The sequence below is a fragment of the Phytobacter ursingii genome, from assembly GCF_001022135.1.
Taxonomy (GTDB): domain Bacteria; phylum Pseudomonadota; class Gammaproteobacteria; order Enterobacterales; family Enterobacteriaceae; genus Phytobacter; species Phytobacter ursingii.
Genome location: NZ_CP011602.1, coordinates 745,826 through 767,322, shown reverse-complemented (window position 1 = coordinate 767,322; position 21,497 = coordinate 745,826). Strand labels below are relative to the sequence as shown.

Annotated in this window: 19 protein-coding genes; 2 read left to right on the top strand and 17 right to left on the bottom strand. The window is 53.4% G+C overall.

Annotated features, from left to right (window positions below; translation table 11 throughout):
• Positions 1–35: 35 nt before the first annotated feature.
• From menF to AB182_RS07005, 3 genes are all read right to left on the bottom strand, one after another.
• Positions 36–1,334: an isochorismate synthase MenF gene (gene menF / locus AB182_RS07015; RefSeq protein ID WP_047369464.1), complete on the bottom strand. Its 1,299-nt coding sequence runs from the start codon at positions 1,332–1,334 to the stop codon at positions 36–38.
• Positions 1,335–1,418: 84 nt separating this feature from the next.
• Positions 1,419–1,724 carry a stress response protein ElaB gene (gene elaB, locus AB182_RS07010; protein WP_039079901.1) on the bottom strand — a complete coding sequence of 102 codons (306 nt, stop codon included), beginning with the start codon at positions 1,722–1,724 and terminating at the stop codon, positions 1,419–1,421.
• 53 nt (positions 1,725–1,777) lie between these two features.
• On the bottom strand, positions 1,778–2,239 hold the full coding sequence (locus AB182_RS07005; RefSeq protein WP_047369463.1) for a GNAT family N-acetyltransferase: 462 nt from the start codon (positions 2,237–2,239) through the stop codon (positions 1,778–1,780).
• 72 nt (positions 2,240–2,311) lie between these two features.
• On the opposite strand from AB182_RS07005, the gene rbn reads away from it, so the two are divergent.
• Positions 2,312–3,229: a ribonuclease BN gene (rbn, locus tag AB182_RS07000; protein ID WP_047369462.1), complete on the top strand. Its 918-nt coding sequence runs from the start codon at positions 2,312–2,314 to the stop codon at positions 3,227–3,229.
• Positions 3,230–3,306: 77 nt separating this feature from the next.
• Positions 3,307–4,332: a chemotaxis protein gene (locus tag AB182_RS06995; protein WP_039079898.1), complete on the top strand. Its 1,026-nt coding sequence runs from the start codon at positions 3,307–3,309 to the stop codon at positions 4,330–4,332.
• A 67-nt stretch (positions 4,333–4,399) separates the two neighbouring features.
• Here AB182_RS06995 and nuoN read toward each other — a convergent pair whose 3' ends face one another.
• The 14 genes from nuoN to lrhA all read right to left on the bottom strand — a co-directional run bounded on the left by nuoN (position 4,400) and on the right by lrhA (position 20,964).
• Positions 4,400–5,857: an NADH-quinone oxidoreductase subunit NuoN gene (nuoN, locus tag AB182_RS06990; RefSeq protein ID WP_047369461.1), complete on the bottom strand. Its 1,458-nt coding sequence runs from the start codon at positions 5,855–5,857 to the stop codon at positions 4,400–4,402.
• Between the two features lie 6 nt (positions 5,858–5,863).
• Positions 5,864–7,393 (bottom strand): NADH-quinone oxidoreductase subunit M, encoded by a 1,530-nt coding sequence (gene nuoM / locus AB182_RS06985; RefSeq protein WP_047369460.1) that lies wholly within the window; start codon positions 7,391–7,393, stop codon positions 5,864–5,866.
• Between the two features lie 168 nt (positions 7,394–7,561).
• Positions 7,562–9,403, bottom strand: a complete 1,842-nt coding sequence (gene nuoL, locus AB182_RS06980; RefSeq protein ID WP_047369459.1) for an NADH-quinone oxidoreductase subunit L — start codon at positions 9,401–9,403, stop codon at positions 7,562–7,564.
• Entirely contained in the window at positions 9,400–9,702 is a 303-nt protein-coding gene (gene nuoK, locus AB182_RS06975; RefSeq protein WP_047369458.1) for an NADH-quinone oxidoreductase subunit NuoK, read from the bottom strand. Before nuoK ends, nuoL begins: the two co-directional genes overlap by 4 nt.
• The gene (gene nuoJ, locus AB182_RS06970; RefSeq protein ID WP_047369457.1) at positions 9,699–10,253 is read right to left on the bottom strand and encodes an NADH-quinone oxidoreductase subunit J; all 555 of its coding nucleotides are present in this window, start codon (positions 10,251–10,253) and stop codon (positions 9,699–9,701) included. The genes nuoK and nuoJ overlap by 4 nt, the downstream gene beginning before the upstream one ends.
• An 11-nt stretch (positions 10,254–10,264) precedes the next feature.
• Positions 10,265–10,807 carry an NADH-quinone oxidoreductase subunit NuoI gene (gene nuoI, locus AB182_RS06965; RefSeq protein ID WP_047369456.1) on the bottom strand — a complete coding sequence of 181 codons (543 nt, stop codon included), beginning with the start codon at positions 10,805–10,807 and terminating at the stop codon, positions 10,265–10,267.
• A gap of 14 nt (positions 10,808–10,821) precedes the next feature.
• Positions 10,822–11,799: an NADH-quinone oxidoreductase subunit NuoH gene (gene nuoH, locus AB182_RS06960; RefSeq protein ID WP_047369455.1), complete on the bottom strand. Its 978-nt coding sequence runs from the start codon at positions 11,797–11,799 to the stop codon at positions 10,822–10,824.
• Complete coding sequence (gene nuoG / locus AB182_RS06955; RefSeq protein ID WP_047369454.1) at positions 11,796–14,522, bottom strand: NADH-quinone oxidoreductase subunit NuoG; 2,727 nt, start codon at positions 14,520–14,522, stop codon at positions 11,796–11,798. The genes nuoH and nuoG overlap by 4 nt, the downstream gene beginning before the upstream one ends.
• 28 nt (positions 14,523–14,550) lie before the next feature.
• Positions 14,551–15,888: an NADH-quinone oxidoreductase subunit NuoF gene (nuoF, locus tag AB182_RS06950; protein WP_047369453.1), complete on the bottom strand. Its 1,338-nt coding sequence runs from the start codon at positions 15,886–15,888 to the stop codon at positions 14,551–14,553.
• Positions 15,885–16,385 (bottom strand): NADH-quinone oxidoreductase subunit NuoE, encoded by a 501-nt coding sequence (gene nuoE, locus AB182_RS06945; protein WP_039079881.1) that lies wholly within the window; start codon positions 16,383–16,385, stop codon positions 15,885–15,887. The genes nuoF and nuoE overlap by 4 nt, the downstream gene beginning before the upstream one ends.
• A 2-nt stretch (positions 16,386–16,387) precedes the next feature.
• Positions 16,388–18,190 carry an NADH-quinone oxidoreductase subunit C/D gene (nuoC, locus tag AB182_RS06940; protein ID WP_082137018.1) on the bottom strand — a complete coding sequence of 601 codons (1,803 nt, stop codon included), beginning with the start codon at positions 18,188–18,190 and terminating at the stop codon, positions 16,388–16,390.
• A gap of 89 nt (positions 18,191–18,279) precedes the next feature.
• Positions 18,280–18,942, bottom strand: a complete 663-nt coding sequence (gene nuoB / locus AB182_RS06935; protein ID WP_039079880.1) for an NADH-quinone oxidoreductase subunit NuoB — start codon at positions 18,940–18,942, stop codon at positions 18,280–18,282.
• 15 nt (positions 18,943–18,957) lie between these two features.
• A complete protein-coding gene (nuoA, locus tag AB182_RS06930; RefSeq protein WP_039079879.1) occupies positions 18,958–19,401 on the bottom strand; it encodes an NADH-quinone oxidoreductase subunit NuoA in 444 nt (147 codons plus the stop codon).
• Positions 19,402–20,025: 624 nt separating this feature from the next.
• Positions 20,026–20,964 carry a transcriptional regulator LrhA gene (gene lrhA / locus AB182_RS06925; RefSeq protein ID WP_047369452.1) on the bottom strand — a complete coding sequence of 313 codons (939 nt, stop codon included), beginning with the start codon at positions 20,962–20,964 and terminating at the stop codon, positions 20,026–20,028.
• Positions 20,965–21,497: the final 533 nt, after the last annotated feature.

Sequence of the window (21,497 nt, the reverse complement as noted above, 5' to 3'; positions counted from 1 at the left end):
AGAATCGAAAAGAATAGATTTTTGATATGGGTCGGTTATGCGTGTTTCATTATCAATAGTGAACGCAATCCCGCCGCTTTATTTTCGATTTCCTGCCATTCCATTGTCGGGTCGGAACCTGCCACGATCCCTGCACCCGCGTATAAACGCACAGTTGTACCACTGATTTTTGCACAGCGTAATGCGACACAGAACTCGCTTTGTTTGAGCGACAAGTAACCCGCCGAACCGGCATACCACTCACGCGCAAAGGGTTCATATTGCGTTATAAAGGCACGCGCCGCCTGGCGGGGCAGGCCCGCTACCGCCGCAGTTGGCTGGAGCAACGTTAAACACTCCGCATCATCTTTATGACGCATCTCGGTCCAGATACAGCGCCGTAGATGTTGCACTTTACGCAGTCGAACAATTTGCGGCGGCAACACATCCAGCGTAGCCGCTGCGCGCTGTAACCGCTGACAGATATCCTCAACAACCAGCATATTCTCGCGCTGGTTTTTGTCGTCATTCATTAACCAGTTACCCAACTCGGCAGCCCGGGTATCATCTGTGTCATTAGCGACAGTCCCTGCCAGGGCTTCGGTACGCAATGATGTCCCCCTTCTGCGCCAAAGTCGTTCGGGAGACGATCCCAGGAACGCATTGTGCGGGTCGAAGGCGATAAAATAGTGAAAACAATGATGGATAAGGCGACGGCTTGCCGCCATAAGGGCAGCAGCATTCACCGGTTGCGAGAAACGGTAATCCGTGGCGCGAGCGAGTACGACCTTATCCATCTCACCGCGCGCAATCGCCTGCGTGGCCTGAGTGACCAGAGCTTCCCAGCCCGATTGTTCCGGACAGTGTTGCTGCGAGACCAGTTCCATCTGCACATCTGGCAGCGATTTCGCCCGCACCAGTGCATCAATAAATGCACGAGCCTGCTCAGCATCGCCGCGTTGTGCGGCGTCATTTATGACAATAAGGCGTAAGAATGCCCGTCCCCCTTCCCGGCGCCATTCGAGACGCGGCAGGAACAGCTCGCCTTGTTGAGAGACAAACGCATTGAGCCCCCAGATACGCAGGTCATATTCGGGATTGTCGTCGAGGAAATGCCGGGCTTCTGCCAGTGAGGTAAAACGCAGCACCTGGCCCAACGCAGCAGCCTCATCTTCACCGCTACGTTGTTGCCAGTAGAATTGTGGGAAGCAGGACTGACTGGCTAAAAAAGTCAGTGGGTCGAAAGCATCATTGAGGGCAAAGGCAACATCAAAGACGTAGAATCCAGGTGAGTTGGCATCAATGCCAGCTAATTTCTCGCGTAATTGCTCCAGCGCAACTGAAATGGAATGCACGCAACCCCCTCCCGCTCAAAAACGCTTAGTATACGGGGTGACTGCGAAAATTAGCAGTACCCCCGTTTAGGGAGGGGATTTTTATTAACGACGGGCCAGCAGCAACCCTAAGACAAGACCTACAGAAGCCCCTACACCAATACCATGCCAGGGGTTTTCGTGCACATAATCATCCGCGCGGTAAACCGCTTTTTTCGCCCGATAATAATAGGTATCAGAAGCGCTACTGACGCGGTTTTTCACTTCATGCAGCGCCTGTTCTGCGCGCGCTTTTAGCTCAATATATTTCTGGTCAGCGGGATCGCCTGAGGAACGTAACACTTCTTCCAGCGTCTCGCTCAGCAGGGCCAGGTCATCATCGATACGTGAATCATAAAATTGATTAGACATCGGTTTTCTCCATGTTATGTACCTGTCCGCTAACTATAGACAATCACCGCTGGTTACGCCTGGCGCACTTCCCGCGCCATTCCAATGTGCAAGATGCCATCTTCGTCATAGATATCAGTCACCGGAACAAAACCAAAGCGGGCATAAAAATGTTGCAAATGGGCCTGCGCGCCCAGATACAGCGCGTGCTGCGGCCAGTGTTGCAGGCAGGAAGCTACCGCTCGTTCCATCAATTGGTACCCTAGTTTTTCACCGCGAACCTGCTCACTTACAATCACCCGACCTATTACAACAGGCTCCAGATCGTCTTCACTTTTCAGAATCCTCGCATAAGCCACCAGCTGATTCTCTTTCCAGCCGAGCAGATGGCGGTTTTGACCGACCAGGTCATCGCCATCGACATCAAGATACGGACAGGTTTGTTCAACAATAAAAACTTCACAGCGCAACTTAAGCACAGCGTAAAGATCAGTGACGGTCAATTCAGAATGGTGCAGGTCCTGCCAGCGAATCATGATGTGCTCCTTATTTGGTGTGACCTCGTTATACTAAATGCTTTGCCATTAACGCAAAGGGCGTAATGCATTGTGGAACTGATTTTTCTTGGCACCTCTGCGGGCGTGCCGACGCGCACGCGTAATGTGACCGCGATATTGCTCAATTTGCAGCATCCGACACAGGCTGGTCTGTGGTTATTTGACTGTGGCGAAGGGACACAGCATCAGTTGCTGCGAACGTCGTTTAATCCCGGCAAACTGGATCGTATTTTTATCACCCACCTGCATGGCGATCACCTTTTTGGTCTGCCAGGACTGCTCTGCAGCCGTTCAATGGCGGGCAATGCGCAGCCGCTGACGATTTATGGGCCGAAAGGTATTCGCGAATTTGTGGAGACCAGCCTGCGTCTGAGCGGATCGTGGACCGACTATCCTCTGACGATTGAAGAGGTCAGTGAGGGGCTGGTGGTGGATGACGGTTTACGCCGCGTCACCGCTTTCGCGCTAAACCATCCGGTGGAATGTTATGGCTATCGCATTGAGGAGCATGACAAAGCGGGAGCCCTGGATGCACAGGCCTTAATTGCCCTTGGCATAACGCCCGGCCCGCTTTTCCAGCGCCTCAAAAGCGGCGAAACGGTGACCCTGCCAGATGGTCGTATTGTTCACGGTGAGGATTTCCTCGCCCCGGCAATACCCGGAAAAAAACTGGCCATTTTTGGCGACACCGCCCCCTGCCCTGCAGCGCTGCAATTAGCTCAGGGTGTCGACATAATGGTCCATGAGGCCACGCTGGAGTACGCCATGGAGGAAAAAGCAAACAGCCGTGGGCACAGCTCAACGCATCAGGCAGCACAACTGGCGCGGGATGCAGGCGCAGGTAGACTCGTTATTACCCACGTCAGTTCCCGCTATGACGCCGAAGGAAGTCAGCATTTACTGACTGAATGCCGTACAATCTTTGCGCATACCACCCTCGCAAAAGATTTTTATACCATTACGCTATGATGTGATATTGCGCACTCTACTTTTTCCGCAATGTGCCGATAACTGTCTTACCGCAGCCATTTCACATTGAGGGCACCATGGATAATTTCCAGAAAGATATTGATGACAGGGCGAATCTTACCCTGTCTAACCGTTTTGAGCTGTTGCTGTTTCGTCTTGGTGCCTCGATGAAGAACGAGAAATCAGAACTTTTCGGCATAAATGTTTTTAAATTGCGTGAAATCGTTCCGATGCCGACGTTTACCCGTCCTGCCGGGATGAAACCGCCGTTAATGGGGATGGTGAACATTCGCGATCAGGTGATCCCGGTTATTGATCTCTCCGCTGTTGCAGGCTGTAAGCCTGAGACTGGCCTCAATATTTTGTTAATTACAGAATATGCCCGCAGCGTGCAGGCGTTTGCGGTGGAGTCGGTGGAGAACATTATTCGTCTGGACTGGAAACAGGTTCATACGGCGGAGAAGGCCATTAACGGCCAGTATATCACCAGCATTGCCTGTCTTGATGAAGACAAAGACAGTAACAATCTGGCGATGGTGTTGGATGTTGAGCAGATTCTTTACGACATCTCACCGGCGGATCACGATCTGCACGGTAACCATCTTCCGGATAAGAAATTCAATATCAAACCCGGCGCCGTGGCGATTGTGGCAGAAGATTCCAAAGTGGCGCGAGCGATGCTGGATAAAGGGCTGCAGGCCATGCAGATCCCCAATACGATGCACATTACTGGTAAAGATGCCTGGGAGCGTATTCAGGTGCTCAGCCAACAGGCAGATGCCGAGGGCGTCCCTATCAGCGATAAGATTTCGATGGTACTGACGGACCTGGAAATGCCAGAAATGGATGGTTTCACCCTGACCCGTTTGATCAAGAGCGACCCGCGCCTTAAACATATTCCGGTAGTGATTCACTCCTCACTCTCCGGTAGCGCCAACGAAGACCATGTGCGTAAAGTGCAGGCCGATGGTTATGTAGCGAAATTCGAAATTAACGAGCTGTCGTCGGTCATTCAGGAAGTGCTTGAGCGCTCTGCGAGTCATATCACCGGGCCGCTGGTCAGTGGACAAAAAATCATGTCCAGGCCACTACTGGCAAAATAATTTCACCGTTTTTCTTTCAGATATAAAAAAACCGCCGATTCGGCGGTTTTTTATTAGCGGTAAGGCCTTACATTAGCGGCCTTGCCAGTTGTACCAGCGAAATCAGCGGCTGCGGATAGATACCGAGCAGCAGAACCAGCAACGCGGAGATCAGTACCACGACACCACCGGCGCTGTACTGCCAGTTACTCGGCGCATCACGATTAAGCTGTTGCGGTGCACTCAGATAGAGGCTTACCGCGACACGCAGATAATAGTAAAGACCAATGGCAGAGCCCAGAACCACGGCCGCCGTCAACCACCACAGGTGTGCCTGCACGCCCACGGCCAGTACGTAGAACTTACCGATAAAGCCCAGCGTCATTGGGATACCTGCCAGCGACAGCATCATCACCGTCATTACCGCTGACAGAATCGGACGGTGCCAGAACAGGCCGCGATAGGAGAACAGGGATTCTGCATCCGGACCGCGATACGGGCTGGACATCAAGCTCACCACCCCGAACGCGCCAAGGCTGCTGAACAGATAACCGGCCAGGTAGACCCCCACCGTTTCCATCGACATCTCACCGCTTTGCAGCGCAATCAGCGCCACCAGCAGATAACCCAGATGGGAAATGGAAGAGTAACCGAGCAGACGTTTAATATTGGTCTGGCTCAGCGCCATCAGGTTACCGAAGATGATGGAGACAAAGGCGATCAGACCCAGTACGACGCGGATGGCTTCGCTTTGACCTACCGGTGCGTACAGGAACAGACGCATCACGACGCCAAAGATAGCAATCTTGCTCGCCGTTGCCAGGAAGGTCGAAACTGGCGCTGGCGCCCCCTGATAGACGTCCGGCGTCCACAGGTGGAACGGTACCAGAGACAATTTAAAGCCAAGGCCAACAATCATCAGACCCAGACCGGTCAGCAGCAGCGGTTCATGCAGCACATCCCCGGCAATGCTCTTGCCCAGCGCAACGAAGGACAAGTTGCCTGACTGTGCATAAACCAGCGCTATGCCGAACAGCAAGAAAGACGAGGCTGCGGCAGACAGGATGGTGTACTTGATACTGGCTTCCAGCGAACGTTTCTGACGGAAAGCGTAACCAATGAGCCCGAACAGCGGTAAAGAGATAAGCTCGATACCGAGGAACAGTGCGGCCATATGGTTGGCGTTCGCCAGTAGAATTCCGCCCAGCGCGGCTATCAGCACCAGTAAATAGAACTCTTCTTTGTTGTCGTTGTAGCCTTCAAGCCAGGGGTATGCAAACGTACAAGTGGCAAGGCTCGCCAGTAGCACCAGGCCGGTATACAGCATGGCGTAACCGTCGACACGCATTAATGGCGTCACGTCCATTGCGCCCGCCTGGCCAACAAACCAGAGCGACAGCAGAGCGACGTTCAGACCAATAACCGAGAGCGTGGCATTGAAGAAATGGTTGCGTCGCCACGCAATGGAGAGCATCACAACCACCACCGTCAATCCGACGATCAGCAGCGGTAGCAGCGCAATCAGTTGTTGTGGAGTTATTGTCATGGCGATTTACGGCCTTGTAGTAGAAACAGAATTAACAAACCACTGCTGGATATTACTCATCGCGGAATGCGAGGTATCCAGAATCGGCTGCGGATAGAAGCCAAGCAGTACCAGAAGTACAACCAGCGACAAAATCATCAACAGCTCGCGCAGTGACATCCCTGGTAACGCTTTACTGGCCAGCTCGCTTTTGGCTTTACCGAAGTAAGCGCGATGCAGCATCGCCAGTGAGTAAACGGACGCAAACACCAGGCCAAAGGTCGAAATAACGGTAATCACCGGAACAACCTGGTAGCTGCCGAACAAAATCATAAATTCGCCGACGAAGTTACCGGTGCCAGGCATACCCAGAGTGGCAACTGCGAAGAACATCGACAGGGCTGGCAACCATTTAATTTTGCCCCACAAACCGCCCATCATACGCATATCACGGGTATGCAGACGTTCGTACAACTGACCGCACAGGATGAAGAGACCGGCGGCGGAAAGACCGTGGGCAATCATCTGAATAACCGCGCCCTGATAGGCCAGTTGGCTGCCGGTGTAGATGGCAATCAGCACGAAGCCCATGTGCGAAACGGAGGTATAGGCGATCAGACGCTTGATATCGTACTGCGTGAAAGCCATCCACGCGCCGTAGAAGATACCAATCACACCCAGCCACATGGCAATCGGCGCAAACTCGGCAGAGGCGTTCGGGAACAGCGGCAGTGCGAAACGCAGCAGACCATAGGCCGCGGTTTTCAGCAAGATGCCCGCCAGGTCGACGGAACCAGCGGTCGGCGCCTGAGAGTGGGCATCCGGCAGCCAGCCATGCAACGGAACCACCGGCATTTTCACCGCAAACGCGATAAAGAAGCCCAGCATCAGCAGGTATTCAACGCCAGCAGACATTGGCGTTTTCAGCAGGTCTTCGTAGTTGAAAGTCCAGACGCCCGTCGCGTTATGACGCACCAGTACCAGCGCCAGAATCGCAATCAACATCACCAGACCACTTGCCTGGGTATAGATAAAGAATTTGGTCGCAGCGGTGATGCGCGTCTTCCCGTCGGAGGCTTTGTGGCCCCAGAGCGCGATCAGGAAGTACATCGGCACCAGCATCATTTCCCAGAAGAAAAAGAACAGGAACATGTCGATGGCCAGGAACACGCCGATAACGCCGCCCAGGATCCACATCAGGTTCAGGTGGAAAAAGCCCTGGTATTTTTCGATTTCACGCCAGGAGCACAGTACCGCCAACACGCCGAGGAAACCGGTCAGCACCACCATCAGCAGAGACAAACCGTCGAGCGCTAAATGGATATTGATGCCAAAACGCGGGATCCATGGGAGTAAAAACTCAGATTGCCACTGCGGAATGCCAGCGGATTGCGTCAGTGAATAGCCGCCCTGCAACCAAAGTTGCAGGCCAAGCGCCAGCGTGAGTCCCATGGTTACCAGCGCTATCCAGCGCGGCACACGTACGCCGAAGCGTTCGGTCTGCCAGCACAGGAAGCCGCCAATGAAGGGAATTAATATTAGCCAGGGTAGTAACATGGCGATTTTTATTCCTTGTTAAAGTCCCTCAGGGACCGATTTTCAACGAATTCGACTACATTCACGTTTGATTGCGGGGTCTTTTGCCCGGTGGCGCTATGCTTACCGGGCCTGCAGACCGTAGGTCGGGTTAAGCGTAGCCGCCACCCGCCCCCCTGCTATCTCAACTCAACGCAATACCATCAGCAGCGCCAGAATCACCACTGCACCGATGCTCATCGACGCCACATACCAGCGCAGATAACCGTTCTCGCTCAGCAGCAGACCTTTGCCTGCAAAGCGGGAAAGAATCGCCGGGATGTTCATCAAGGCATTCAGCGGATCGCGTTTCAACAGCCATGCCACACCGAGGAATGGTTTGACGAAAACGCGATCGTACAGCCAGTCGAAACCCCATGCGTTGTACCACCAGGTACCCAGCAGACGGCCCGGAGCGCTGTTGGCAATAGATGTCACCAGAGTGCGTTTACCCAGCCACAGCCAGGCAGCCAGCAGGATCCCGACGATAGCCACAACACCCGACGCCACTTCCAGCATGACCACGCTACCGTGTGCAAGCTCGGTGGTTTCCGGCAGTACGCCATGCAGAGGTGGAACAATCATCGCGCCAACAAACGTGGACAGTACCAGCAGCACAATCAGCGGCAGATGGTGGGTAATCCCCTTCCCTGCATGCGCGTGAATTTGTTCTTTGCCATGGAAAACGATGAAAATCATACGGAACGTATACAGCGAGGTCATAAACGCGCCGACAAGGCCCGCTACCATCAGGTTGATATGACCGTTCGCTACGGCACCCGCAAGAATCTCGTCCTTACTAAAGAAGCCCGCAGTCACCATCGGCAGGGCTGACAACGCAGCACCACCCACCAGGAAGCAGACGTAAACCAACGGGATAGACTTACGCAGACCGCCCATCTTGAAGATATTCTGCTCGTGATGGCAGGCCAGAATTACCGAGCCGGACGAGAGGAACAGCAGCGCTTTAAAGAACGCGTGCGTCATCAGGTGGAAAATCGCCGCATCCCACGCCTGCACGCCCAGCGCCAGGAACATATAACCAATCTGGCTCATGGTGGAGTAAGCGAGAACGCGTTTGATGTCGGTCTGTACCAACGCGGCAAAACCGGCCAGCAGTAAGGTTACTGCCCCGACAATCCCCACCAGATGCAGGATTTCCGGCGTTAACAGGAACAGGCCATGCGTACGCGCAATCAGGTAGACACCCGCGGTAACCATCGTTGCGGCATGGATCAGCGCAGAGACAGGCGTCGGACCCGCCATCGCATCAGCCAGCCAGGTTTGCAACGGCAGCTGTGCCGATTTACCAACCGCACCACCCAGCAACATCAGTGTCGCCCACTGCAGCATGGTGCTGCCGTTGGCGAAGTGCTGCGGTGCCAACTCAACCATTTCGCGGAAGTTCAGCGTGCCCAGTTCGTTATAAAGAATGAACAGCGCAAAGGCGAGGAAGACGTCACCCACACGGGTTACGACAAACGCTTTCATTGCGGCGGCACCATTCTTCGGATCGGTGTAGTAGAAACCGATCAGCAGATAAGAACAGAGACCCACGCCTTCCCAACCGAGGTACATCAACAGCAGGTTATCCGCCAGCACTAAAATCACCATGCTGGCGATAAACAGGTTGGTGTAGGCAAAGAAGCGGGAGTAACCCTCTTCACCGCGCATATACCAGGAGGCAAACATATGGATCAGAAAGCCAACCCCGGTGACCACCGAGAGCATGGTCAGCGACAGGCCATCCAGCACCAGACTAAAGCTGATGTTGAAATTACCAACGGACATCCAGGTCCACAACGGCTGGGTGAAACCCTGATGGCCGTTATTGATAAAATCCAGTCCGACAATCGCCGTTACCAGTGCAGATAAACCGATAGAGCCGATCCCCACGGTGGCAGACAGATTTTCCGACCAGCGCCCACGTGAAAAAGAGAGCAGCAAAAAGCCAATCAGAGGAAAAATAATGGTTAAGGCGAGCATGTTCATCCACGCATCTCACTTACTGAATCGATATTCAGATTCTGACGGCGACGATGGAGTTGCAGCAGCAACGCCAGGCCAATACTCGCTTCGGCAGCCGCGAGGCTAATGGCGAGGATGTACATCACCTGACCGTCAGTCTGGCCCCAGTAGCTACCCGCGACGACAAACGCCAGCGCAGCAGCATTGATCATGATCTCCAGACCAATCAGCATAAACAGCAGATTGCGGCGAATGACCAGGCCAGTAAGACCGAGAACAAACAGGACAGCGGCAAGGATCAGTCCGTGTGTTAAGGGGATCATGCATGCTCCTCCGTTTTTCTTTTCGCGCGATCGTCAGTGCGATTGCTCAGCACTTCACCCATGCGGTCTTCACGACCAACATGGAACGCGACCACCAGACCCGCCAGCAGCAGCATTGACGCCAGTTCTACCGCCAGAACGTAAGGCCCGAACAGCGTGACACCCACCGCTTTCGCGGTAATGGCCGCACCTTCGATACCCTGATCGTTAAGGCCGGAAATAGCGTAAATCATCACGCCCAGCAGAACGGCAGACAACAGCGCCGGGCCAACCCACACTTGCGGTCTCAGCCACTGGCGCTCCTGTTCGATTTCGCTGCCGCCCAGATTGAGCATCATCACCACAAACACGAACAGCACCATAATGGCACCCGCGTAAACGATGATTTCCAGCGCACCGGCAAAATAGGCGCCAAGCGAGAAGAAGACACCTGCAATCGCCAGCAGCGACACAATCAGGTACAGCAACGCATGCACCGGATTAGTATGGGTAATCACCCGTAGTGTCGCGAGGATGGCTACCAGGCCACAGATATAAAAAGCGAACTCCATTGCCCCTCTCCTTACGGTAACAGGCTCTTGACGTCGATAGGTTTGGCTTCGTTCTGCGCCTCGCCTTTATCTTTTCCGTCGATTGCCATACCTGCCATCCGGTAGAAGTTATATTCCGGATATTTACCCGGACCGGAGATCAGCAGATCCTCTTTTTCGTACACCAGATCCTGGCGCTTATACTCACCCAGTTCGAAGTCCGGGGTAAGCTGGATTGCAGTCGTTGGGCACGCCTCTTCACACAGACCGCAGAAAATGCAGCGTGAGAAGTTGATGCGGAAGAACTCAGGGTACCAGCGGCCATCGACCGTCTCTGCTTTTTGCAGAGAGATACAGCCTACCGGACAGGCTACCGCACACAGGTTACAGGCCACGCAGCGCTCGGAACCGTCCGGATCGCGGGTCAGCACGATACGGCCACGGTAGCGCGGCGGCAGATATACCGGCTCTTCCGGATACATCCGGGTCTCGCGTTTTGCAAACGCGTGCAGGCCGATCATCCAGATACTGCGCACCTGGGTGCCGAAGCCCACGAGTAATTCTTTTAAAGTCATGGTCTTTTCACCCCTTATTGCGCTTGCCAGAGAATGACAGCCGCCGTACCCAACAGATTGAGAAGCGTCAGCGGCAGACATACTTTCCAGCCGAAGGACATTACCTGGTCATAACGTGGACGGGGTAACGCTGCGCGAATCAAAATGAACATCATCATAAAGAACGCGGTTTTAATCGCGAACCAGATGAATGGCGGTAAGAACGGGCCATGCCAGCCACCAAAGAACAACGTCACCATCAGTGCAGAGATGGTCACGATACCGATGTATTCCCCCACAAAGAACAGACCGAACTTCATACCGGAATATTCAATGTGGTAACCATCGGCCAGTTCCTGCTCGGCTTCTGGCTGGTCAAACGGATGACGGTGACACACCGCCACGCCCGCGATAGCAAAGGTAATAAAACCGAAGAACTGCGGGATAACGTTCCAGATATCAGCCTGGTTGTTGACGATGTCGGTCATGTTGAATGAACCCGCCTGCGCCACCACGCCCATCAGCGAAAGCCCAAGAAACACTTCGTAACTCAGCGTCTGCGCAGAAGCACGCATCGCGCCGAGCAGAGAGTATTTGTTGTTACTGGACCAGCCAGCGAACAACACTGCGTAGACCGCCAGACCTGCCATCATCAGGAAAAACAAAATCCCGATGTTCAGATCCGCCACCACCCAGCCCGGACTCACCGGGACAATGGCGAAGGCCAACAGCAGAGAGGTAAAAGCGATCATCGGCGCAAGAGTGAAGATAACCCGGTCGGTGAATTTCGGGATCCAGTCCTCTTTAAAGAACATCTTGATCATGTCCGCGACGATCTGCAGTGAACCACCCCAGCCTACGCGGTTCGGTCCGTAGCGGTTCTGGAACAGACCGAGCAGACGACGTTCGCCAAAACTCATGAGCGCGCCGCAGGTGACGACCACCAGCAGGATCACGACAGCCTTGATGATACCTAACAGAGTGTCGATAACATCCGGTGTTAACCAACTCATGCTTTCGCCTCCTGCAGATTTTCAAGACGTGCTCCGGCCAGTACCGGCGCAATGCCTGGCATGCCCATCGGCAACCCTACCTGCCCTGCCGTCAGCCCTTCGGAAAGCTGCAGCGGCAGGCTGATAGTCTGACCGTCGTAGCTGAACGAAATATACGCGCCCGCATTCACTCCCAACTTCGCGGCATCCGTCGGGTTGAGTTTGATATACGGCTCTGGCATGCGGCTCTGGAAGACAGGAGAACGCTGAGACAGTTCATCGCTGCCGAACAGATGGTAGTAAGGCGCAATCCGCCACTGACCGTCCTGCGGTTCAAAACCTGCCGGAACGGAAGTGAAGTAATCCAGGCCGGTAGCCGAGGCTTCAATCAACCGCACACCCGGATCGCCGTGGCGCAGAGAACCGCCCACCTCAGCCTGGAACTTGTTCCATGCCTGCGGGGAGTTCCAGCCCGGTGCCCATGCAAACGGAATTTGCGAACGCGGTGCGGATGGCTGGTTGTTCCCTTCCATCGAGAAGGCGAACATGGTGTCTTTATCCTGCGGCTGGCGCGGTTCATGAACACTGATATTGGCGCGCATTGCCGTACGACCACTATAGCGGTGCGGCTCACGTGCCAGTTTCTGACCACGGATACGGAAGCTGGCATCCGGTGCAGCGTCTTTGATACCGGCAAACTGCGGCATTTTTTCAACCACAGCGTCGATAACATGGTCAAGCTGCGTCCAGTCCACTTCACGGCTCTGTACGGTGCTGTGCAGGGAGTGCAGCCAGCGCCAGCTTTCCAGCATAATCGTCTTGCTGTCGTAGTAGGCCGGGTCATAGACCTGGAAGAAGCGCTGGGCGCGTCCTTCGTTGTTGATAACCGTCCCGTCGCTTTCTGCGAAGCTAGCCGCAGACAGCACCAGATGCGCATGGTCCATAATCGCCGTACGCTGATGGTCAATAACCAGCACCAGCGGCGCTTTATCCAGCGCGGCATTTACGCGACTGGCCGCAGCATGACGATGCAGATCGTTTTCCAGCACGATAACCGCATCCGCAGCGCCGGTTTCCAGCTCGGTCAGCGCGTCATCCAGCGAACCGCCCCCCATCATCCCCAGGCCGACGCTGTTGGTCGAACGGGCAATCATGGTGATACCAACATCAGCACCGCGGCCTTTCAGCGCTTTCGCCACGTTAGCAGCAGCCTGAATCACCGCCGTGCTGCCGGTATTGGTACCGGAAATGATCAGCGGTTTTTTTGCCCCAGCCAGCGCCTGAACGATAACATCAACCTTGCCACGCAGGTCGTTGCTCAGACCGTCGACGGCCGGAGAAGCCTCATCCAGCGCATGGGCAATAGCAAAACCTAAACGAGCTTGATCTTCTACCGGCGCGCGGTAGGTCCACGCGGCGATATCGTCCAGACGCGTATCGTCCACGTTGGTGACAAACAACGGGTGTTTGGCACGCTGACCAATGTTGAGAATTGCCGCAATCTGCCAGTCAGCCACTTTCTGCGCTGCCGCCATTTCACGCGCTTTCCCTTTCACCGCCTGACGGACCGCCAGTGCGACACGCGCACCAGTCTGGGTAATGTCTTCGCCCAGCACCAGTACCGCATCGTAAGATTCAATTTCGCGCAACGCCGGGGTACGAATACCGCCCTCACGCAGCACGTTAAGCATTAACTGCAAACGTTCCTGCTCACCGCTGGCGATGCCGGTATAGAAGTTTTCTGCCCCTACCAGCTCACGCAGCGCAAAGTTGCTTTCGACACTGGCACGCGGGGAGCCAATACCGATCACTTTCTTCGACTGGCGCAAAATATCAGCAGCCCCTTGCATCGCCTGCTCGGCGTTGAGGGTGATCAGATCATTGCCACGGCGCTGCACTGGCTGACGCGGACGGTCTTTCAGGTTCACATAGCCATAGCCAAAACGACCACGGTCGCAGAGGAAGTAGTGGTTAACGGTCCCGTTATAACGGTTTTCGATACGACGCAGTTCACCGTAACGCTCACCCGGGCTCGTATTACAACCCAGCGAGCACTGCTGGCAGATGCTTGGCGCAAACTGCATGTCCCACTTACGGTTGTAACGCTCGGAGTGGGTTTTATCGGTGAAGACACCGGTCGGACAGATTTCCACCAGGTTCCCGGAGAATTCGCTTTCAAGCGTGCCATCTTCCGGACGACCGAAGTAGACGTTGTCATGGGCGCCATAAACGCCAAGATCCGCACCGTCTGCGTAGTCTTTGTAGTAACGCACGCAGCGGTAGCAGGCGATGCAACGGTTCATTTCATGAGAGATGAACGGCCCCAAATCCTGATTACGGTGAGTACGTTTGGTGAAACGGTAGCGACGGAAGCTATGACCCGTCATCACGGTCATATCCTGCAGGTGGCAGTTGCCGCCCTCTTCACAGACCGGGCAGTCGTGCGGGTGGTTGGTCATCAGCCACTCTACAACGCTTTCACGGAACTGCTTCGCTTCTTCATCGTCGATAGAAATAAAGGTGCCATCGGATGCCGGAGTCATACAGGACATCACCAGGCGACCACGCGTGTCTTCCGCGTTTTGATATTGCTTCACCGCACACTGGCGGCACGCACCCACGCTGCCCAGCGCCGGATGCCAGCAAAAATAAGGAATATCAAGGCCCATAGAGAGACATGCCTGTAACAGGTTGTCCGCTCCGTTAACCTCGTATTCTTTGCCGTCTACATGAATCGTAGCCATTAGCGTGCTTCCAAATTAGAAATTTAACTCACCAGCGCGTTTTAAGCAGGTTCGGCTGAATCCCTTGAATAGCCTGGGTATTGCTGAACTGTTGCTTAATGCCTGCCTCGAATTCTTCGCGGAAGTATTTAATTGCGCTCTGCAGCGGTTCTACCGCGCCTGGCGCATGCGCACAGAAGGTTTTACCCGGTCCGAGGAAACGACACAGTTGCTCAAGTGTCTCGATATCCCCTGGCTGGCCTTCGCCACGCTCTAACGCGCGCAGAATTTTCACGCTCCACGGCAAACCGTCACGGCAAGGCGTACACCAGCCGCAAGATTCACGGGCGAAAAACTCTTCCAGGTTACGCACCAGCGAAACCATGCCAATTTCGTGGTCCACCGCCATTGCCAGCGCTGTACCCAGACGGCTACCCGCTTTACCAATGCTTTCGAATTCCATCGGCAGATCCAGGTGCGCCTCGGTCAGGAAGTCCGTCCCTGCCCCGCCCGGCTGCCAGGCTTTGAATTTCAGACCATCGCGCATACCGCCCGCGTAATCCTCCAGGATCTCGCGAGCAGTGGTGCCAAACGGCAACTCCCACAGGCCTGGATTCTTCACGCGGCCTGAGAAGCCCATCAGTTTGGTGCCGGCGTCTTTGCTCTTCGAAATGTTCTGGTACCACTCAACGCCGTTAGCGAGGATCGCCGGGACGTTACACAGGGTTTCGACGTTATTTACGCAAGTCGGTTTGCCCCACACGCCGGAACTCGCCGGGAACGGCGGCTTGGAGCGTGGGTTGGCGCGGCGGCCTTCGAGGGAGTTAATCAGCGCGGTCTCTTCACCGCAGATATAACGCCCTGCGCCGGTGTGCACGAACAGTTCGAAATCGAACCCGCTGCCGAGGATATTTTTACCGAGCAGACCCGCTTCGGTCGCCTCAGCAATCGCACGGCGCAGATGCACCGCCGCTTCAATATATTCACCGCGCAGGAAGATGTAGCCACGGTACGCTTTCAGCGCAAACGCGGAAATGAGCATGCCTTCCACCAGCAGGTGAGGCAGTTGCTCCATCAGTAAACGGTCTTTATAAGTCCCCGGCTCCATTTCATCGGCGTTACACAGCAGGTAACGGATGTTCATGGATTCGTCTTTCGGCATCAGGCTCCACTTAAGACCCGTAGAGAAGCCAGCGCCACCACGGCCTTTCAGACCGGAGTCTTTGACCGCATTGACGATTTCATCCGGCGCCATGCCGGTCAGCGCACGCCGCGCGCCAGCATAACCATTTTTGCTTTGATATTCTTCCAGCCACACAGGCTGCTTGTCATCACGCAGACGCCAGGTCAGCGGATGCGTTTCGGGAGTACGGATAACGTTTTTCATTTATACCGCTCCAGTAATTCGGGAATGCCTTCGGGGGTCAGATGCGCATGAGTATCCTCATCAATCATCATGTTCGGCCCTTTGTCGCAGTTACCCAGACAACAGGTTGGCAGCAAGGTAAAACGACCATCGAAAGTAGTCTGGCCCGGTTTGATTTTCAGATGGCTTTCAATCGCAGACTGAATGCCCTGATAACCGGTGATATGACACACCACGCTGTCGCAATAGCGGATCACATGACGGCCCACCGGCTGGCGGAAGATTTGGCTATAGAATGTCGCCACCCCTTCCACATCACTCGCCGGGATACCCAGCACATCAGCGATGGCATAAATCGCACCGTCCGGCACCCAGCCACGCTGTTTCTGAACGATTTTCAGCGCTTCAATGGACGCAGCACGCGGATCTTCGTAGTGGTGCATCTCGTGCTCAATGGCTTCACGCTCTGCCGCACTCAGCTCAAAAGCCTCGGTTTCTGGTAATTGATTCTCGTGCATAATTAGCGGTCCACATCTGACATAACAAAATCGATACTACCCAGATACACAATCAGGTCGGAGACCAGACTGCCCCGGATGGCGGACGGGATCTGCTGCAGGTGAGCAAAACTTGGCGTACGTACGCGGGTACGGTAGCTCATCGTGCTGCCATCACTGGTCAGGTAGTAACTGTTAATACCCTTGGTCGCTTCAATCATCTGGAAGGACTCCTGCGCCGGCATAACCGGGCCCCAGGAAACCTGCAGGAAGTGGGTGATCAGGGTTTCGATATGTTGCAGCGTGCGCTCTTTCGGCGGCGGCGTCGTCAGCGGGTGATCGGCTTTGAACGGGCCTTCCGGCATGTTGTTGAGGCACTGCTCAAGGATGCGCAGACTCTGGCGCAGCTCTTCCACTTTCAGCATCACGCGGGTGTAGCAGTCGGAAACACCGCCGCCAACCGGCACTTCAAAGTCGAAGTTTTCATAGCCAGAATAAGGACGCGCTTTACGCACGTCGAAATCAATCCCGGTAGCGCGCAGGCCTGCGCCCGTGGTGCCCCACTCCAGCGCTTCTTTCGCGCCATACGCGGCCACGCCCTGGGAACGACCTTTCAGAATGGTATTACGCAGCGCGGCTTTCTCGTAAGAGGCCAGACGCTTCGGCATCCAGTCGAGGAATTCACGCAGCAGACGATCCCAGCCACGCGGCAGATCGTGTGCCACACCGCCGATACGGAACCAGGCCGGGTGCATACGGAAACCGGTGATCGCTTCCACCAGATCGTAGATTTTCTGGCGATCGGTAAAGGCGAAGAAGACCGGGGTCATGGCGCCGACGTCCTGAATAAACGTCGAGATGTACAGCAGATGGCTGTTGATACGGAACAGTTCGGAGAGCATCACGCGAATCACATTCACGCGATCCGGCACGGTAATACCGGCCAGTTTTTCCACCGCCAGCACGTAAGGCATTTCGTTTACGCAGCCACCGAGATACTCGATACGGTCGGTATACGGAATGTAGCTGTGCCAGGATTGACGCTCGCCCATCTTCTCGGCGCCACGGTGGTGGTAACCGATATCCGGTACGCAGTCGACAATCTCTTCGCCATCAAGCTGAAGGATAATACGGAATGCACCGTGCGCCGACGGGTGGTTCGGACCGAGGTTGAGGAACATAAAGTCCTCATTATCGGTACCGCGCTTCATACCCCAGTCTTCCGGTTTGAAAGTTAGCGCTTCCATCTCCAGATCCTGTTTCGCTTTCGTCAGCTCAAACGGATCGAATTCAGTCGCACGCGCCGGATAATCTTTACGCAGCGGGTGACCTGTCCACGTCTGCGGCATCATAATGCGCGTCAGATGCGGGTGGCCTTCAATATCAATACCGAACATTTCCCAGGTTTCGCGCTCATACCAGTTCGCGTTCGGGAAAAGTTTGGTGAAAGTCGGTACACGCAGATCGTTTTCAGATAACGCCACCTTGAGCATGATATCGCGATTGCGCTCAATGGAAATCAGGTGATAGAAAACGGAGAAATCCGCGGCGGGCAAACCTGCGCGGTGTGTACGTAAACGTTCATCCATGCCGTGTAAATCAAACAGCATGACGTAAGGTTTAGGCAGTTTCTTTAAGAAATCGCCTACTTCCAGTAACTGTTCGCGCTTCACCCAAACAACGGGCACCCCGGTGCGGGTAGCCTGAACGGTAAAGGCATCCGGCCCAAAACGGTTGCGCAGCTCGCCAATGACCGGATCATCAAGGTGATCGCGGGTCTGCCATGTGGCTTCTTGCGCAGTTAAGTCAGTCATATTGTTCACCATTGCAAAAGGTCCGTGGTGACTGTCAGGTATGGCTCCGCGTTAGTTGATTATTAAAATGCGAAGTGTCTGCCATTACCTACAGGCGCAAATTAAATCTCGTCAGGTGTACGCAGATTCGTGACGGCAATACGTTCGCCGCGTTTACGCTCGCGCTCTGATTGCATATTGGCGCGATACACGCCTTGATCGCCAACAACCCACGACAGCGGGCGGCGTTCTTTACCAATGGATTCCTGCAACAGCATCAGGGCCTGCATATAGGCTTCCGGACGCGGCGGGCAGCCGGGGATGTATACGTCCACCGGGATAAATTTATCGACGCCCTGCACCACAGAATAGATGTCGTACATACCGCCGGAGTTGGCGCACGCGCCCATGGAAATGACCCATTTGGGCTCAAGCATCTGGTCATACAGACGCTGGATAACAGGCGCCATTTTAGTGAACGGCGTGCCCGCGATAACCATCAGGTCGGCCTGACGTGGTGAAGCACGTAACACCTCAGCCCCGAAACGCGCAACGTCATGCACCGCAGTGAATGACGTTACCATCTCAACGTAGCAGCAGGAGAGGCCAAAGTTATAAGGCCAGATTGAGTTTTTACGGCCCCAGTTAACCAGGTCATGGAGTTTGCCCATGAACACCGTTTTATTCACTTCCTGCTCAAGAGGGTCGGTTACGATCTCCTGTTTTTGCAGGGGGTAACGGTCGTTCTCACCGTTAGGATCTATGCGGGTGAGCGTATAATCCATCTTATTGCCTCGCGGTTAGCGTTGACGATTAGTGTAGCTGTCGGTTTCCGGATTGAGTCGTTCGCGGCGTGAACGCGCAGGCGTCCAGTCCAGCGCACCAATTCGCACCAGGTAAACAAGACCTGCCAGCAGCACTAAAATGAAAATTGCAGCTTCGACAAAACCAACCCAACCACTCTCACGAATGGAGGTTGACCATGCATATAAATAGAGCGCTTCAACGTCGAAGATGACGAAGAACATGGCCACCAGGTAGAACTTGGCAGACAGACGAAGGCGAGCTGAACCTACCGAATCGATACCGGACTCGAACGGGACGTTTTTGTGTCTTGCACGCGCCCGACCACCGAGAAACCGGCCGCCGACCAGCATCAGGCAGCACAGGCCAATAGCGACAATAAGAAAGATAGCGAATGCCCAATGATGAGCGATGATTTCAGTGGATGTTGACATACGCATTGCTTAACTCAAAAGGTAGCGCTTAATACCTCTGCTCTTCTCGGCAGATGGCGCCACATCGATTCATGGGGAGGAATAAAACCACACGTTCAGTGCGAATTTGACAAAGTCGGTCAAACGATGTGGGTTTTTACTCCTTTCTATAACCTTTTGTCAACTTTAACAAAAGTTTCCTCACATTAGTTTACATCGACAGCAATTCATTAACATTTAATGCCGTTTTCTTCTTTAACCTCAAAAAAGCCTGCAAACAATCAGGGTGTTGAATCGTGTCCGTTGTGAAGTTTTACAAATATTACCCTCTTATTTTGACAGGATTTTGCCTGGATTCCTCCCCCTCTATGGGAGTATTTTCTTGATCTGAGACACGCTTTTGTTAATTCATTCCTAAAAACGGCAACAAAATAGCTAGTTTTTTAACATGAATGTCCATTACCAAAAACTATAGAACAAAAGAGATGATATGACAGGTAGGTTAATTAAGTAATTGATTTATAAAATTATTAAGCGGAGAAATGAATCATAAAGCACTAATTTGTGCAAAAAATAAACCGATGACAGCATTTTTGCTGCCAGCGGCCTATTTTCACACTTACATTTTGTTACCAGTTTTTGGCGTCAGTGTTACCCAAAATCGCCCTCAATCACCAGAGAATCCCCTCCCCCTTCGGTAGCACTACTGCTGTAATGCCATGGATTCTGATAGTGCTCCATTGCCTCGAAAATCACCTGCGCCAGCTCATTTTGGCTAAGCGGATTATAGCAAAGAAGATATTCAGTCTCAGGCAGCAGAGGTAAGCCATCTGATTTACCCAACACCCGTAAATCTGGACTCATCATCTCTACAGGCCGTGCGGTTATGCCAAGCCCGGCTTTCACTGCCGCTTTTACCGCTGAAAGGGTGGACGCCACATAGGCGATACGCCACGGAATGTCCGCTCCATTAAGCGTATTAATCACAATATCGCGAAAAGGGCTTGGTTCATCTAACAGGACCAATGGCACTGCCTCACCTTTTTGCAATACAAACTCCGCAGAGCAGTACCAGTGCGTGGGTGAAGTCCGTAGCGTCAGGCAATCGTATTCACCTGGCCGGTTAGTGGTCACGACAAGATCGACATCATCTTCTTTTAGTCTGTCTCCGGCAAAGGGATTGCGTTTGACACGCACATCCAGGGCGAGCTTTGGATAAACAGAACTAATACGATTAAGCAAGAACGGTAAAATAGTGTCGGCAGATTCATCCGAAGCGCCGATCGTCAACGCGCCCTGTAAATTGCTAAACATTAGCGATGTACATGCTTCATCATTGAAACGTAAGATCTTTCTTGCATAGCCCAGTAACTGAATACCGTGCTCGGTTAACAGCTTATTTCGACCATGACGGGCAAAAAGCTCCTTCCCTACTAACTGCTCCAGTCTTTGCATTTGCTGACTTACAGCTGACTGGGTGCGACAAACTGCGGCTGCTGCCGCAGCAAACGTGTTCAAATCAGCGACCGCAACGAAGGTTCTCAGCAGATCGAGGTCGAGATTCAGTATCGGACGATTTGCATTTATCATAATTTTTCACTTACGGGTTTCTCACTCGGAGTTACCCGGGTTTATGCTGTGCGCGTAAGATTTAAGCAATTCCCTTTTTAATGTGCATCCAGCAGAGTTATCACCCTGGTCAACTTGACAAAAAGTTCAGGTGTTTATAGTTCACAGTCTGGAGCAAGACAAACTCAACATCTTTATTCTGCATACTCCCTTCCTTATTGAATATATAAACCATGCGAATACTTGTTAATCCTTTTCAGGAAAAAACATTTTTTTGCAACATTCTTAGCCGTACATGGCGTGCACGTCATATACAGCCAATTCATATGGCTGACCGGGAGTAGAAAAACGAGTAATAACAGCAAACTAATAATAACAAATAGTCCACACAGAAAGCGCGGCTTTCCTGACAGAACCATTTTCGGGCATCATTTTAACCTAAAACCATTATATTTATAAGCATTATTGCGATTAATCTGATCGCCAAAAATCATCTCGCGAACGATTTAGTTTTATTAATATTAAAAAGGTCTACCCTTTCCATTCGCAATATT